Source organism: Mesorhizobium sp. L103C105A0 (assembly GCF_000502215.1).
Lineage (GTDB): Bacteria > Pseudomonadota > Alphaproteobacteria > Rhizobiales > Rhizobiaceae > Mesorhizobium.
Genome location: NZ_AYXF01000002.1, coordinates 697,264 through 710,713 on the forward strand (window position 1 = coordinate 697,264; position 13,450 = coordinate 710,713).

Here is a 13,450-nt window from a genome sequence, read left to right on the forward strand (position 1 = left end):
TCCGGCAGAACAGAGGGGGGTGCTGTCCCGCCGACGCTGCCAAGACGATCGCCCCTTTCCTGATATCTACAAGCGAGCTATCAGACCGCTGCCAGCGCCTGCGTCAGGTCGGCGATAAGATCGTCCGGATGCTCGACGCCGATCGACAGCCTGACCGTGGTCTCCAGCACGCCAATGCGCTGGCGCACGTCGAAGGGAATGCCGGAGTGCGTCATCGCCGCCGGGTGGCTGGCGAGTGACTCCGTGCCGCCGAGGCTCACCGCCAGCTTGAATATTTGCAGCCCGTTGAGAAATGCGAAGGCCGCCTTCTCTCCGCCTTTGATATCGAAAGAAAATGTCGACCCGGCGCCGCTGCATTGCGCCTTGTAGGCCCGTCCCGCTGCCGTATCCTCGCCCAGGAACGGCAGGTAATGCACCTTCTCGACCTTGGCGTGATCGCGCAGGAATTCGGCCACGAGCCGCGCATTGTCGTTGGCGCGCTCCATGCGGATGGACAGCGTCTCCAGCGAGCGGCCGAGCATCCAGCAGGAATGCGGGTCGAGTTGCGTGCCGATGGCGCCGCGCAGCGCCTTGATCGGCTTGGTCACCGCCTTGCTGCCCATCGCCGCACCGGCGATCAGGTCGGAATGGCCGCCGACATATTTGGTCAGCGAATAGACGGAGACATCCGCGCCATGTTCGATCGGTCGCTGGAACACCGGGCCGAGCAGCGTGTTGTCGCAGACGATGATCGGCGTTGATCCTTGGCTTGCGCCGATCTCGTCGGCAAACTTCCGGATCAGTGCGATGTCGACCAGGCTGTTGGTCGGATTCGACGGCGTTTCGATGAGAATGACCGAGACACGCCCCTTCGCCACCGCTGCATCAGCAGCGGCCCGCACCGCCTTGTCGTCGACGCCGTCGGCGAAGCCGACAGCGCCGATGCCGAAGCCGGACAGCGTGCGCGTCAAAAGCGTCTCGGTGCCGCCGTAAAGCGGCTGCGAATGCAGGATGACATCGCCCGGCCGGGCATAGGCGAGCAGCGTCGTGGCGATCGCCGACATGCCCGACGAGAACAGGATGCAGGCGTCCGTTCCCTCATAGACCGCCAGCCGGTCCTCGACGATCTCCGAGTTGGGATGATTGAAGCGCGAATAGACCAGGCCGGACGCCGTGCCGCTCGGCGGCTCCTTGCGGCCGGATGTGTAGTCGAAGAAGTCGCGTCCCTCCTCCGCCGATTTGAACACGAAGGTCGAGGTCAGGAACACCGGCGGCTTGACGGCGCCTTCCGACAGTTGCGGATCGAAGCCATAGCTCAACATCAACGTTTCCGGATGGAGCTTGTGGTTGCCGATGTGGGTTTTCGACGGGCGCGGCGCGGTCATGGCTTTTCCTGCGTTCTGGAGGAGTCTCGTCCAGCAATTTATGCGATCCCGGTCCACCAGTCCTTGCTATTTTCGGCCTCGCATGGCTGCATTCCGGCAACAAATTGCCGAGCGAGAGCAAAAGTGCAACAGAAGATAGCCGACGATTTCGACCGCAAGATCCTGCGCGAGCTGCAGGCCGACGCCCGCATCACCAACAATGAGCTGGCGGAGCGCATCGGCCTGTCGCCGTCGCCATGTTTGAGGAGGGTACGCCGGCTGGAGGAGGCCGGCATCATCAGGGGCTATACCACGCTGGTCGACCCGGCCGCCTTCGGGTGGAACATGGTCGCCATCGCCACCGTCCGGCTCAGCCGCCAGAACGAGGACGAGATCGTCATGTTCGAGGACGCCATCCGCGGGTGGGAAGAGGTGCTGGAATGCCACCTCGTCACCGGGGCGCGCGACTATGTGCTGAAGGTGGTGACCGGCAGCCTCGAACAGTACGAGCGCTTCATCAAGGAAAAGATCGCGCGGCTGAAATGCGTCGCTTCGATCGAGACCAGCTTCGTCATGAACACCATAAAGGAACGGCGCCTCTGACATTTGGTCAAAGGCGCCGCTCTCGAGGTCGAAATTGCCTGGCCAGGCTTATTTGATCGCCTTGTCGGTGATGGCCGTGGTGTAGGCGCCGGTCGGCGCCTTGGTGATGATCTTCTGGTCGAGCAGCGCCTTGGCGGTGCGCTCGTAGGTCGCCGGGTCGAGCTTGCCGTCGGCATTGTCGATCAGCTTGGCGACTTCGCTCATCATCCGCTTCTGGTGGTTTTCGTCCTGGCCACCGCCGTCCATGACAATGCCCGCGGCCTCGTCATTGTTGTCGATGGCATATTTCCAGCCCTTCATCGAGGCGCGCACGAAACGCACCATCTTGTCTTCGAAAGCCGGATCCTTGAGCTTGTCTTCCGAGGCATAGAGCCCGTCCTCAAGCAGGTCGTTGCCCATCGCCGAGTAGTTGAACACGGTGAGCTGGTCCGGCTTGTAGCCGGCATCGATCAGCTGCCAGTACTCGTTGTAGGTCATGACCGAAATGCAATCCGCCTGCTTCTGGATCAGCGGCTGCACGTCGAAGCTCTGCTTCAAAACCGTGACGCCATCCGGGCCGCCTTCGGTCTTCAGGCCGAGCTTGTTCATCCAGGCGTAGAAAGGATATTCGTTGCCGAAGAACCAGACGCCGAGCGTGTGACCCTTGAAATCGGCTTCGGTCTTGATCGGGCCATCCTTCGGGCAGACCAGCTCCATGCCGGCCTTCTTGAACGGCTGGGCGATGTTGACCAGCGGCACGCCCTTTTCGCGCGCGGCGAGCGCCCCGCCCATCCAGTCGACGATGACGTCGGCGCCACCGCCGGCGATCACCTGCTCGGGTGCGATATCGGGACCGCCCGGCTTGATGTCGACGTCGAGGCCTTCGGCTTCATAAAAACCCTTGGCCTTGGCGACATAGTAGCCGGCAAACTGCGCCTGCGTGACCCATTTCAGCTGCAAGGTCACCTTGTCGGCGGCCATTGCCTGGAACGCGCCCAGCGACATCGCGCCGGCCAGCATCGGAATGATCAGTCTTTTCATGTTTTTACCCTCTGAAGTTAACACCCGAACCCACCGCCCTATCCACCACGGACAGAGGGATGCCAAAACGTGACGGCTCTCTCGACGAGAGCGACCACGCCATAAAAGACCGAACCCGCCAGTGCTGCAACTGCGATTTCGGCCCAGACCATATCGATGTTCATCCGCCCGACCTCGGTCGAGATGCGAAAGCCCATGCCGACCACAGGCGTGCCGAAGAACTCGGCGACGATGGCGCCGATCAGCGCCAGCGTCGAGTTGATCTTCAGCGCGTTGAAGATGAAGGGCGCTGCCGCCGGCAGCCGGAGCTTCAAGAGTGTTGGCCAGTAGCCCGACGCATAGGTGCGCATCAAATCGCGCTCCATATGGCCGGAGGCGGCAAGACCGGCAACCGTGTTCACCAGCATCGGGAAGAAGGTCATGATGATGACGACCGCGGCCTTGGACGGCCAGTCGAAGCCGAACCACATCACCATGATCGGCGCCACACCGATGATCGGCAGCGCCGAGACCATATTGCCGATCGGCAGCAGACCGCGGCGCAGGAACGGCACGCGGTCGGCCGCAATCGCCACCAGGAAGCCGGCGCCGCTGCCGATGACATAACCGAAGATCACCGCCTTGAAGATGGTCTGCCTGATATCGGCGCCGAGCACCGGCAGGGAACTGGCGATGCGCACACCGATGGCGCTCGGCGGCGGCAAAAGGATGAAGGGAATGCCGGCGCCACGCGTCACCGCTTCCCATATGATCAGGATCCAGGCGCCGAAGATCGCCGGGATGATGAGGCGCAGCGCCATCCGCGCCCCTTTTGCCATCGGGCGAAGCCCCGACAGCACCGCCACACAGCGCCAGGCCAGCAGCCAGGCAGCGGCGAGCAGCAGGAAATAAGGCGCCAATGCCGTGCCTTCGAAACCTGTAATGCCCGAGATCAGCATCCAGGCGACGAGATGAGCGCCGATGAACAGCACCGCAGCCTCGGCCAGCGGCGAAATTCTGATCATCGAGATCAGCCCTGCCAGCACGGCCAGGCCGATCATCGGGGTCTTTATCCCGAAATAGGGGTAGTCGAAGCTTGCTGTCGGGTCTGCAAGGGCGGCCGCTTCCGGCTTCGACATCGCACCGAGCGCGACGGCGACGAGGCACAGCGCAATGGCCAGCACGGCTTGCCAGGAGGGCTTCAGCCAGTTCATGCCGGCCTCCCGCCCATCGCGCGGTCAACGAGGCGCCCGGCTATGCCGACCACCATGACCAGAAGGGCCGCCACCACCGAGCCCGCCACAAGGGCGGACCAGATGTCGATGGACTGGCTGTAATAGGCGCCTGCCAAAAGCTTGGCGCCGATGCCGGCGACAGCACCGGTCGGCAGTTCGCCGACAATGGCGCCGACCAGGCTCGCCGCCACCGCCACCTTCATCGAGGTGAACAGGAACGGCACCGAGGCCGGCACCCGCAGCTTCCAGAAGGTCTGCGAGACACTGGCATTGTAGGTGTGCATCAGGTCGAGATGCATGAGTTCGGGCGAGCGCAGGCCCTTCACCATGCCAACCGTCACCGGGAAGAACGACAGGTAGGTCGAGATCATCGCCTTTGGGATCAGACCGCTGATGCCGATCGCCCCCAGCACGACGATGATCATCGGCGCCACCGCCAGAATGGGAATCGTCTGGGAGGCGATGATCCACGGCATCAGGCTGCGGTCGAGCGTCGCCACATGCACGATGCCAACCGCGATGACGATGCCGAGCGCCGTGCCGAAGGCAAAGCCGAGCAACGTCGACGACAGGGTCACCCAGGCATTGTAGACGAGGCTTCGGCTCGATGTGATGGGCCGCAGGAAGGTGTTCTCGAAGAAGTTCACCGCCACCTGATGCGGCGCCGGCAGCGTCGGCTTGGGCTGCGACAGCGTCTTGCCGATGAATTCGACGGTGTCGTGGGTTTCCCCGGCGCGCCGGTCGAGGTCGCGCTGGAAGGGCGCGTTTAGGATGACGGCGAAGACATACCAGAGCACCACCACGCCCAGGAGGATGGAGGTCACGGGGATGAATTTTTCGCGGAAGGTGTCCATCAGGCGCGCTCCCCTTCTCCTCTCCCCGCCGGGAAGAGGGTGGCCGGAGCGAAGCGGAGGCCGACCACCTCCGCGTTCGTCATCCTAGGGCGGAGCGACACGAAGCGTCGTGCAGACCCTAGGATCCATTCCGTGACGTTGGCCGAGGGGTATAAGCGGTTGAGAATGTTCGCCTTCGCGGGCGCAGCGGCGTGTGCACCGTTTTGCACCGTTGCGGACCGTATAGGTAACGGTATGGATCCTAGGGTCTGCCCCGCGTCGCTTCGCTCCTTGCTTCGCCCTAGGATGACGAAGGCGTGGCGGCGACGTCCGCACTCATTCGCTACCCCCTCAATCATCATAGCTGTGCCCTGCCCTCAAGCCATCGCGTACCCTGGCCGCGATCGCCAAAAATTCCGGCGTCTCGCGGATATCCAGTGGCCGCTCTTTTGGCAGCGTCGATTCGATGATGTCGGTAACCCGACCTGGGCGCGGCGACATGACGACGATGCGCGTCGACAGATACACCGCCTCGGGGATGGAATGGGTGACGAAGCAGATCGTCTTGTTGGTGCGCGCCCACAATTCCAGAAGCTGTTCATTGAGATGGTCGCGCACGATCTCGTCCAGCGCGCCGAAGGGCTCGTCCATCAGCAACAGGTCGGCGTCGAAGGCGAGCGCGCGGGCGATCGAAGCGCGCTGCTGCATGCCGCCGGAAAGCTGCCAAGGGTATTTCTTCTCGAAGCCGGAGAGGTTGACGAGCTCCATCGTGCGCTTGATGCGCTCGGCCTGCTCCGCTCTCGAAAGGCCGATGATCTCCAGCGGCAGCGCCACGTTACGCTCGATCGTGCGCCACGGGAAAAGGGCTGCCGCCTGGAAGACGTAGCCATAAGCGCGTTTCTCGCGCGCCTGTTCCGGCGTCATGCCGTTGACCGAGATCATGCCCGATGTCGGTTTTTCCAGATCGGCGATGACGCGCAGCAAGGTGGTCTTGCCGCAGCCCGATGGGCCGATGAAGGAGACGAACTCGCCCTTGCCGATGGTCAGGTCGACATTGGAGAGCGCCTCTACCGGACCGTCATTGGTCTGAAAGGTAAGGCCAAGTCTGCTTGCCGAGACGACGGCTGGCGATTGTCCCGTCATCGCTTGCTGCCTGCCTCTCGCAGCCGCCCAGGATGAAATGCCGTTGCATTCGCGTTGATGTTGCTTTCCACTCGTCCAATCCCACCCACTCGACGCCCGGAGCCTTGCCGATGTCGCCCAAACCCACTTGTCACCTTATCCGTCCTGAAAGCACTTATGAAGGCAAGCAGGGATTGACCTATTTTGCCGGCATTGCAGCCGAGACGGTCGGCTCGTCCGGCATCTGCATGCATCTGCTCACCCTGCCGCCCGGCGCCCGCGCCAAGGCGCATCTGCATGAAAGCCATGAGACGGCGATCTATGTGCTCTCGGGCGAGGTCCACACATGGTATGGCGACAGGCTCGAGAACCACATCGTCGTCAAGGCCGGCGACCTCTTCTACATCCCGGCCGGCGTACCGCATCTGCCGGCCAATATGAGCAACGCCCCGTCCTCGGCCGTCATCGCCCGCACCGATCCCAATGAACAGGAAAGCGTCGTCCTGTTGCCGGAGCTGGATGCGCTGGTGGCCTGACGCTGACGGGACTGCCGTCATTTGCACCGCGCCACTTCGCCCATGACATTGCCGTCCTCGTCGGCGACCGTCAGCTTCTTGGCGTTCTTGGCGCTGCGCTTGATGGTGAATTTGGTCGGCTCCTGTCCGTCTTCACCTTCGGCCTCGCATGTCGCCGTCACCACCAGCGAACCATCAGCCTGCGCTTGCTTCTCCGTGAAGGTGCAGGCGCTGGCGGCGGTGACCAATGCCTCGTCGGTCAAAAGCAGCATCCGATCGGCGGCGACTTCCTGGCCGTTGCGGTTGATGCAGCCATATTTGTCCCCATAGGGTTTCGTCAGGTCGATGCCTGCCGCAAGGGCCTGACCCGCAGCCAGAACGACTACCATCGCAACAGATGGCCCCAAACCGCGCGCGCTCATTCCCCCAGCTCCAACGTCACGAACACGGTTGCAACGGCCCCATTTCTTCAAGACCGGGAATGGTCACGAAGAACCCACCCTCGCCCTTGTTGGTGACCACAACGGTTTCAGCCGTCGTCCCCGCCTCGCCTTCGGCGGAACAGGTCGCATCAAGTGATTGCGTGCCCGGCGCCCACGTCAATTGCTGCGCGAACCGGCAGCCGCTGCCATAGGTCTCGATGCCCTCGGCGGTCAGCACGATATAATCGTCGCGGCCCTGAAAGCCGGCCTTTGCAAAGACACAACCGGCATCGTTGCCCCAGAAGCCCACCAGCCTCTCGGCCCCTGTTGCCGGACCAGCGACCACCATCGCCACGACCAGTGAAATGAGCGCCCCCGGGCTCCGCAACGTCAAACGCCTGTCGCCGGAATGCCGGTGCGTTCGACCTTGCGCGGCGCGGTGATGTCCTTCCAGGTCGATAGAGCCCGGTTGACCGCCGCGTTCGGCTCGCGGGCGACGAATTCGCCATGGCCGGGCTTGGCCTTGACCTCCGCTTCCTCGACCGACAATTCGCCGCGCGAAAAGACGAAGCGCGGCAGGCCGGTCACCTCAAAACCTTCGAAGACGTTGTAGTCGATCACCGATTGCTGCTTCTTCGAGGTGATGGTCTTCTTGGCGCTGGGGTCCCACACCACGATGTCGGCGTCCGCGCCTTCGACGATGGCGCCCTTCCTAGGATACATGTTGAGGATCTTGGCGATGTTGGTCGAAGTCACCGCGACGAACTCGTTCATCGTCAGCCGCCCGGTGTTGACGCCCGTCGTCCACAGCACGGGCAAGCGGTCTTCAAGCCCGCCAGTGCCGTTCGGGATCTTGGTGAAATCGCCGACGCCGTTGCGCTTCTGCTTGGTGGTGAAGGCGCAGTGGTCGGTCGCCACCACCTGCAGCGATCCCGCCTGCAGGCCGGCCCACAGCGAATCCTGGTGCAGCTTGTTGCGGAAGGGCGGACTCATGACGCGGCGCGCCGCATGGTCCCAATCCTTGTCGAAATACTCGCTTTCATCCAGCGTCAGATGCTGGATCAGCGGCTCGCCGAAAACCCGAATGCCCTTCTGGCGGGCGCGGCGGATGGCTTCGTGGCTCTGCTCGCAGGACACATGCACGACATAGAGCGGCACGCCGGCCATGTCGGCGATCATGATGGCGCGGTTGGTCGCCTCGCCCTCCACTTCCGGCGGCCGCGAATAGGCGTGTCCCTCGGGGCCATTATTGCCGGCGGCGAGCAGCTTTTGCGACAGCGCCGCAACCACGTCGCCATTCTCGGCATGAACAAGCGGCAGCGCGCCGAGATCGGCGCAGCGCTGGAACGACGCGTACATCTCGTCGTCGTCCACCATCAGCGCGCCCTTGTAGGCCATGAAATGCTTGAACGAGGTAATGCCTCTGTCGACGACGGTGGCCATCTCGTCGAACACCTGCTTGCCCCACCAGGTGATCGCCATGTGGAAGGAGTAGTCGCAGGCAGCCTTCGAGGTCTTGTTGTCCCACATCTGCAACGCTTCCAGCAGCGACTGCTGCGGCGCCGGCAGGCAGAAATCGACCACCATCGTGGTGCCACCGGAAAGGGCCGCACGCGTCCCGGACTCGAAATCGTCGGCCGAATAGGTGCCCATGAACGGCATTTCGAGATGGGTGTGCGGATCGATGCCGCCCGGCATGACGTAACAGCCGCTGGCGTCGAACTCATGGTCGCCATGCAGGTTCGAGCCGATGGCGACGATCTTGCCGTGCTGCATCAGCACATCGGCCTTCCAGGTGCGGTCGGCGGTGACGATGGTGCCGTTTCGGATGACTTTGGTCATTGTCGTGTTCCCTTGTTCTCTTCGCGCTTCTTGTGAGCGTCGTTTTGAATACAGATCTTAGTTCACGCCACGATCCCCGCTGTCTCTACCACCGCATGGAACAGCACGTCGGCGCCGGCGCCGGCCCATTCCTTGGTGATTTCCTCAGCCTCGTTGTGTGACAACCCGTCAACGCAGGGGCACATCACCATGGCGGTCGGCGCAACGCGGTTGATCCAGCAGGCGTCGTGGCCGGCGCCGGAGACGATGTTGCGGTGGGAATAGCCGAGCCGATCGGCGGCGTCGCGGATCGCCTTGACGCAGCCGGCATCGAAGGTGACCGGATCGAAAGCGCCGACCTGCTCGACCTTGTACTGGATGTCGAGCGCCTCACAGATTGTGTCGATGCCTTCGCGTATGCGCCCATCCATCGCGTCCAGCACTTCCTTCTCGGGCGAGCGGATGTCGATGGTGAAGACGGTGCGCCCGGCGATGATGTTGCGCGAGTTCGGAAACACCTCCATGTGGCCGACCGCGCCGACGGCGTCGGGCTGGTAGTCCATGGCGATCTCGTGCACCAGTTCGATGACCCGAGCCATGCCGAGCCCGGCATTACGGCGCTTGGGCATCGGGGTCGAGCCGGTATGCGCCTCCTTGCCGGTCAGCGTTACCTGCAGCCATTTCAGGCCCTGGCCGTGGGTGACGACGCCAATGTCGATGCCTTCGTCCTCGAGGATCGGCCCCTGCTCAATATGCAGTTCGAAGAAGGCGTGGATCTTGCGATCACCGACTTTCTCGGTGCCTTTCCAGCCGATGCGCTCCAGCTCCTCGCCAAATTTCCTGCCCTGTTTATCAGTGTGCTGATACACGTCCGCCTGATCGAGCACACCGGCGAACACGCCGGACGCCATCATAGCCGGGGCAAAGCGCGAGCCTTCCTCATTGGTCCAGTTGGTAACGACGATCGGATGCCTGGTCTGGATGCCGAGATCGTTAAGCGAGCGAATAATCTCCAGCCCGCCGAGCACGCCGAGCACGCCGTCATATTTGCCGCCGGTCGGCTGCGTGTCGAGATGGCTGCCGACATAAACCGGCGGCAGGGTGGGATCAGCGCCTTCCCGGCGGGCAAACATGGTGCCCATTTCGTCGAGCCCCATTTCGAGCCCGGCCGCCTCGCACCAGCGCTTGAACAGATGCCGTCCCTCGCCGTCCTCGTCGGTCACGGTCTGGCGATTGTTGCCGCCGGCAATACCGGGGCCGATCTTCGCCATCTCCATGATGGAATCCCACAAACGGTCTGAATTGATTCGCAGATTCTCGCCTGGGGCGGCCATTCAAAGTCCTCTCATTTCATATAACCAACCGGGCGGCGGTTCCCGCCGCCGCCCGACTGGCTGGATAGATTAGTCGATCGCCCTCAGCACTTCTCTGACATGGTCGATCAATTCGTTGATCTGGCCCTTGGTGATGATCAGTGGCGGCGACAGCGCGATGATGTCGCCGGTGGTGCGGATCAGCGCGCCGCGCTCGAACGCCTTGACGAAGGCCGAGAAGGCCCGCTTGGTCGGGCTGCCGGCGATCGGCGCCAGTTCGATCGCGCCGATCAGGCCGATATTCCTGATGTCGATGACATGCGGCTCGTCCTTCAGCGAATGCAGCGCATCTTCCCAGTAGGGCGCCAGTTCCTCGCCGCGGGTCAGCAGGCCCTCTTCCTTGTAGGTGTCGAGCGTGCCGAGTGCCGCGGCGCACGCAATCGGATTGCCCGAATAGGTGTAGCCGTGGAAGAACTCGATCATGTGCTCGGGGCCGGTCATGAAGGCGTCGTGGATTTCCTTCTTCACGAACACCGCGCCCATCGGGATGACGCCGTTGGAGACGCCCTTGGCGGTGGTCATGATGTCGGGCGTGACGCCGAAATAATCCGCTGCGAACGGCGCGCCGAGACGGCCGAAACCGGTGATGACCTCGTCGAAGATCAGCAAAATGCCGTGCTTGGTGCAGATCTCGCGCAGTTTCTGCAGATAGCCCTTCGGCGGCAGGATGACGCCGGTGGAGCCGGCGACCGGTTCGACGATGACAGCGGCGATGGTCGAGGCGTCATGCAGGGCAACGATGCGCTCCAGCTCGTTGGCGAGTTCCGCGCCATATTCCGGCACGCCCTTGGAGAAGGCGTTCTTTTCCGGCAGATGCGTGTGCGGCATGTGGTCGACGCCGCCGAGCAGCGTGCCGAACATCTTGCGGTTGGTGACGATGCCGCCGACCGAGATGCCGCCGAAATTGACGCCGTGATAGCCGCGTTCGCGGCCGATCAGGCGGGTGCGCGCGCCCTCGCCCTTCACACGGTGATAGGCGATCGCCATCTTCAGCGCCGTTTCGACCGATTCCGAACCGGAATTGGTGAAGAAGACATGGTCCATGCCCTTGGGCGCGAGATCGACCAGGCGGTTTGCCAGTTCGAACACGATCGGGTGGCCCATCTGGAAGGCCGGCGCATAGTCGAGTTCGGCCGCCTGGTGCTGGATCGCCTCGGTGATCTTGGGACGGCAATGGCCGGCATTGACGCACCAGAGGCCGGCGGTGCCATCGAGCACCTTGCGGCCGTCGCTGGTGGTGTAGTGCATGTCCTTGGCGGAAACGAACATGCGCGGCGCCTGTTTGAACTGCCGGTTTGCCGTGAACGGCATCCAGAATGCGCTGAGATCGTTCGGCGTGACTTTCAGCCGGTTGGACATGACCAAGACTTCCCCTTGTAACCTGTTTCGGTGCGGCTAACGCTTGGTCTTTCCAAAGCTTGGTCTTTGCTGCGTTTTCATGCTACGCAAATTTTTGACCGATTGGACAAACGTTAGCACCGCCCTGTCGGCGGTCAAGGGATTACTAGCGGAAATGCGGCCTGCGAAGTGCGCTCCACGGGTAAGAGAAAAACTGGTCCAGAGAATTGGTCCAGATGAACCCTGCGGCCAAGGCTTGCAGGGGTGAGCGGCGCCATGGAAGGCTCAGCCCCTCGCCGCACCCGCATCCAGCAGGAAAAGCGCGAACTGATCCTGGAGGCAGCCCTCGAAGTCTTCTCCGCCAACGGCTTTCGCGGTTCGACCATCGACCAGATCGCCGAGGCCGCCGGGATGTCGAAGCCGAACCTGCTCTACTATTTCCGCCGCAAGGAAGACATCCACGAAACGCTGATGGAGCGGCTGCTGGCGACGTGGCTGGCGCCGCTACGTGAACTCGACGACATCGGCGACCCCCTGACCGAGCTCAGGAGCTACATCCGGCGCAAGCTCGAAATGGCGCGTGATTTTCCCAGGGAAAGCCGGCTGTTCGCCAACGAGATCCTGCAAGGCGCGCCGCGCATCATGCCGCTGCTGGCGGGTGAGCTGAAAACGCTGGTCGACGAGAAGGCCAACGTCATCAAGGGCTGGATGCGCGCAGGAAAAATCGCCCGCACCGATCCCTGGCACCTGATCTTTTCGATCTGGGCGACGACGCAGCACTATGCCGATTTCGATGTCCAGGTCCGCGCGGTGCTTGGGCCCGATCGCGGCGGCGACGGCCGCTTCGAGGATGCGGCGCGGTTTCTGGAGCAGTTGTTCATTGATGGGCTGAAGCCGAAGGGCTGACCTTGGGCGTCAGGCGCTGCGGCGCTCCGCCGGCATCGCCTCAAGCAAATTCTGCAGCTTCTCGCTCGAATTCTGTTCGGCCAGCGGCGTGTAGACGATCAGCTTCATGTCCGAGCCGTCGTCGATCGACAGGCTCATATGCTCGAACGTCATGGCGCCGGCGCTCGGATGTCGGACATGTTTCACCCCCGACAATCGGCGTGCCACGTCGCGTTGCGGCCACCAGTCGCGAAACTCCGGACTTGAGCGCGTCATAAGCACGATCAGCCGCTCGAAATCCGCATCGCCCACATAGCGGGCGCTTTCCGCCCGGAACGAGGCCAGCACGGTGCGCGCCAATTGCTCCCAGTCAACCAGCAGGCGCCGGTGATGCGGATTGGTGAACACCATGTGGACGATGTTGCGGGCGTCGCCCTCTAGCAGGCCATAATCACCGAACACCGCTACCGCCGCCGGATTCCAGGCCAGCACATCCCAGCGCCGCCCGACGACATAGGCCGGCTGCAGCACCAGGCTCTCCAGCATATGCATTAGCGGGCCATCGACCTTTTCCGGCGCAGCCACGCGGTTCTCCGGTTGCTGGCGGCCTGCCAGGATGAACAGATGCCGCCTTTCAACGGCGTCGAGGCGCAGCGCTTCGCTGAGCGCCGCTAGCACCTCCACCGAGGGTCTGACCTCGCGCCCCTGCTCTAGCCATGTGTACCAGGTGGTGCCGACGCCGGCGATCATCGCCACTTCCTCGCGACGCAAGCCTGGCGTGCGTCTCCGCAGGCCGGTCGCGATGCCGGTGGCGGACGGCGTCAATCTTTCGCGGCGCGAGCGCAGGAAGGCGCCAAGCTCGCGCCGGCGGCTGTCTTCAGCGGAGTGCGTGGGGGCATCCATGAGAGCTATTATAGCAGTATTGATACCAGGATAAAGTTTGAACTGTTTGGGCTGGGTC

The 13,450-nt window shown here is 62.9% G+C and carries 14 protein-coding genes; 3 read left to right on the forward strand and 11 right to left on the reverse strand.

What is annotated here, in order from left to right:
* Positions 1-80: 80 nt before the first annotated feature.
* The gene (locus X727_RS156450; protein ID WP_023668225.1) at positions 81-1,364 is read right to left on the reverse strand and encodes a cystathionine gamma-synthase family protein; all 1,284 of its coding nucleotides are present in this window, start codon (positions 1,362-1,364) and stop codon (positions 81-83) included.
* 123 nt (positions 1,365-1,487) lie between these two features.
* Here X727_RS156450 and X727_RS156445 point away from each other — a divergent pair, with 123 nt between their 5' ends.
* A complete protein-coding gene (locus tag X727_RS156445; protein ID WP_023668224.1) occupies positions 1,488-1,946 on the forward strand; it encodes an Lrp/AsnC family transcriptional regulator in 459 nt (152 codons plus the stop codon).
* Positions 1,947-1,994: 48 nt separating this feature from the next.
* Here X727_RS156445 and X727_RS156440 read toward each other — a convergent pair whose 3' ends face one another.
* The 4 genes from X727_RS156440 to X727_RS156425 form a co-directional block, all read right to left on the reverse strand.
* Positions 1,995-2,966: an ABC transporter substrate-binding protein gene (locus X727_RS156440; protein WP_023668223.1), complete on the reverse strand. Its 972-nt coding sequence runs from the start codon at positions 2,964-2,966 to the stop codon at positions 1,995-1,997.
* Positions 2,967-3,004: 38 nt separating this feature from the next.
* A complete protein-coding gene (locus tag X727_RS156435; protein WP_023682179.1) occupies positions 3,005-4,159 on the reverse strand; it encodes an ABC transporter permease in 1,155 nt (384 codons plus the stop codon).
* Entirely contained in the window at positions 4,156-5,034 is an 879-nt protein-coding gene (locus tag X727_RS156430; RefSeq protein ID WP_023690837.1) for an ABC transporter permease, read from the reverse strand. The genes X727_RS156435 and X727_RS156430 overlap by 4 nt, the downstream gene beginning before the upstream one ends.
* A 330-nt stretch (positions 5,035-5,364) precedes the next feature.
* Positions 5,365-6,156, reverse strand: coding sequence for an ABC transporter ATP-binding protein (locus X727_RS156425; protein ID WP_023682182.1), 792 nt, complete (start codon positions 6,154-6,156; stop codon positions 5,365-5,367).
* A gap of 104 nt (positions 6,157-6,260) precedes the next feature.
* Here X727_RS156425 and X727_RS156420 point away from each other — a divergent pair, with 104 nt between their 5' ends.
* Positions 6,261-6,671, forward strand: a complete 411-nt coding sequence (locus X727_RS156420) for a cupin domain-containing protein (RefSeq protein ID WP_023682183.1) — start codon at positions 6,261-6,263, stop codon at positions 6,669-6,671.
* Positions 6,672-6,688: 17 nt separating this feature from the next.
* On the opposite strand, the gene X727_RS156415 is transcribed toward X727_RS156420, so the two are convergent.
* The 5 genes from X727_RS156415 to X727_RS156395 all read right to left on the reverse strand — a co-directional run bounded on the left by X727_RS156415 (position 6,689) and on the right by X727_RS156395 (position 11,625).
* A complete protein-coding gene (locus X727_RS156415; RefSeq protein ID WP_031197044.1) occupies positions 6,689-7,072 on the reverse strand; it encodes a hypothetical protein in 384 nt (127 codons plus the stop codon).
* 16 nt (positions 7,073-7,088) lie between these two features.
* Entirely contained in the window at positions 7,089-7,382 is a 294-nt protein-coding gene (locus tag X727_RS156410; RefSeq protein WP_245260000.1) for a hypothetical protein, read from the reverse strand.
* Positions 7,383-7,462: 80 nt separating this feature from the next.
* Complete coding sequence (gene hydA / locus X727_RS156405) at positions 7,463-8,914, reverse strand: dihydropyrimidinase (protein ID WP_023699634.1); 1,452 nt, start codon at positions 8,912-8,914, stop codon at positions 7,463-7,465.
* Positions 8,915-8,976: 62 nt separating this feature from the next.
* Entirely contained in the window at positions 8,977-10,227 is a 1,251-nt protein-coding gene (locus X727_RS156400; protein WP_023833921.1) for a Zn-dependent hydrolase, read from the reverse strand.
* A 69-nt stretch (positions 10,228-10,296) separates the two neighbouring features.
* Positions 10,297-11,625, reverse strand: coding sequence for an aspartate aminotransferase family protein (locus X727_RS156395; RefSeq protein WP_023705584.1), 1,329 nt, complete (start codon positions 11,623-11,625; stop codon positions 10,297-10,299).
* Between the two features lie 255 nt (positions 11,626-11,880).
* On the opposite strand from X727_RS156395, the gene X727_RS156390 reads away from it, so the two are divergent.
* Positions 11,881-12,510, forward strand: a complete 630-nt coding sequence (locus X727_RS156390; RefSeq protein ID WP_023668211.1) for a TetR family transcriptional regulator C-terminal domain-containing protein — start codon at positions 11,881-11,883, stop codon at positions 12,508-12,510.
* Positions 12,511-12,519: 9 nt separating this feature from the next.
* Here X727_RS156390 and X727_RS156385 read toward each other — a convergent pair whose 3' ends face one another.
* Positions 12,520-13,392, reverse strand: coding sequence for a helix-turn-helix transcriptional regulator (locus X727_RS156385; RefSeq protein WP_023833922.1), 873 nt, complete (start codon positions 13,390-13,392; stop codon positions 12,520-12,522).
* Between the last annotated feature and the right edge of the window lie 58 nt (positions 13,393-13,450).

Excerpts from the sequence above, each read along its gene's own strand:
- X727_RS156395 (WP_023705584.1), bottom strand. The coding sequence starts at position 11,625 with ATGTCCAACCGGCTGAAAGTCACGCCGAACGATCTCAGCGCATTCTGG.
- X727_RS156435 (WP_023682179.1), bottom strand. The coding sequence starts at position 4,159 with ATGAACTGGCTGAAGCCCTCCTGGCAAGCCGTGCTGGCCATTGCGCTG.
- X727_RS156425 (WP_023682182.1), bottom strand. The coding sequence starts at position 6,156 with ATGACGGGACAATCGCCAGCCGTCGTCTCGGCAAGCAGACTTGGCCTT.
- hydA (WP_023699634.1), bottom strand. The coding sequence starts at position 8,914 with ATGACCAAAGTCATCCGAAACGGCACCATCGTCACCGCCGACCGCACC.
- X727_RS156390 (WP_023668211.1), top strand. The coding sequence starts at position 11,881 with ATGGAAGGCTCAGCCCCTCGCCGCACCCGCATCCAGCAGGAAAAGCGC.
- X727_RS156440 (WP_023668223.1), bottom strand. The coding sequence starts at position 2,966 with ATGAAAAGACTGATCATTCCGATGCTGGCCGGCGCGATGTCGCTGGGC.
- X727_RS156415 (WP_031197044.1), bottom strand. The coding sequence starts at position 7,072 with ATGAGCGCGCGCGGTTTGGGGCCATCTGTTGCGATGGTAGTCGTTCTG.
- X727_RS156385 (WP_023833922.1), bottom strand. The coding sequence starts at position 13,392 with ATGGATGCCCCCACGCACTCCGCTGAAGACAGCCGCCGGCGCGAGCTT.
- X727_RS156430 (WP_023690837.1), bottom strand. The coding sequence starts at position 5,034 with ATGGACACCTTCCGCGAAAAATTCATCCCCGTGACCTCCATCCTCCTG.
- X727_RS156400 (WP_023833921.1), bottom strand. The coding sequence starts at position 10,227 with ATGGCCGCCCCAGGCGAGAATCTGCGAATCAATTCAGACCGTTTGTGG.
- X727_RS156450 (WP_023668225.1), bottom strand. The coding sequence starts at position 1,364 with ATGACCGCGCCGCGCCCGTCGAAAACCCACATCGGCAACCACAAGCTC.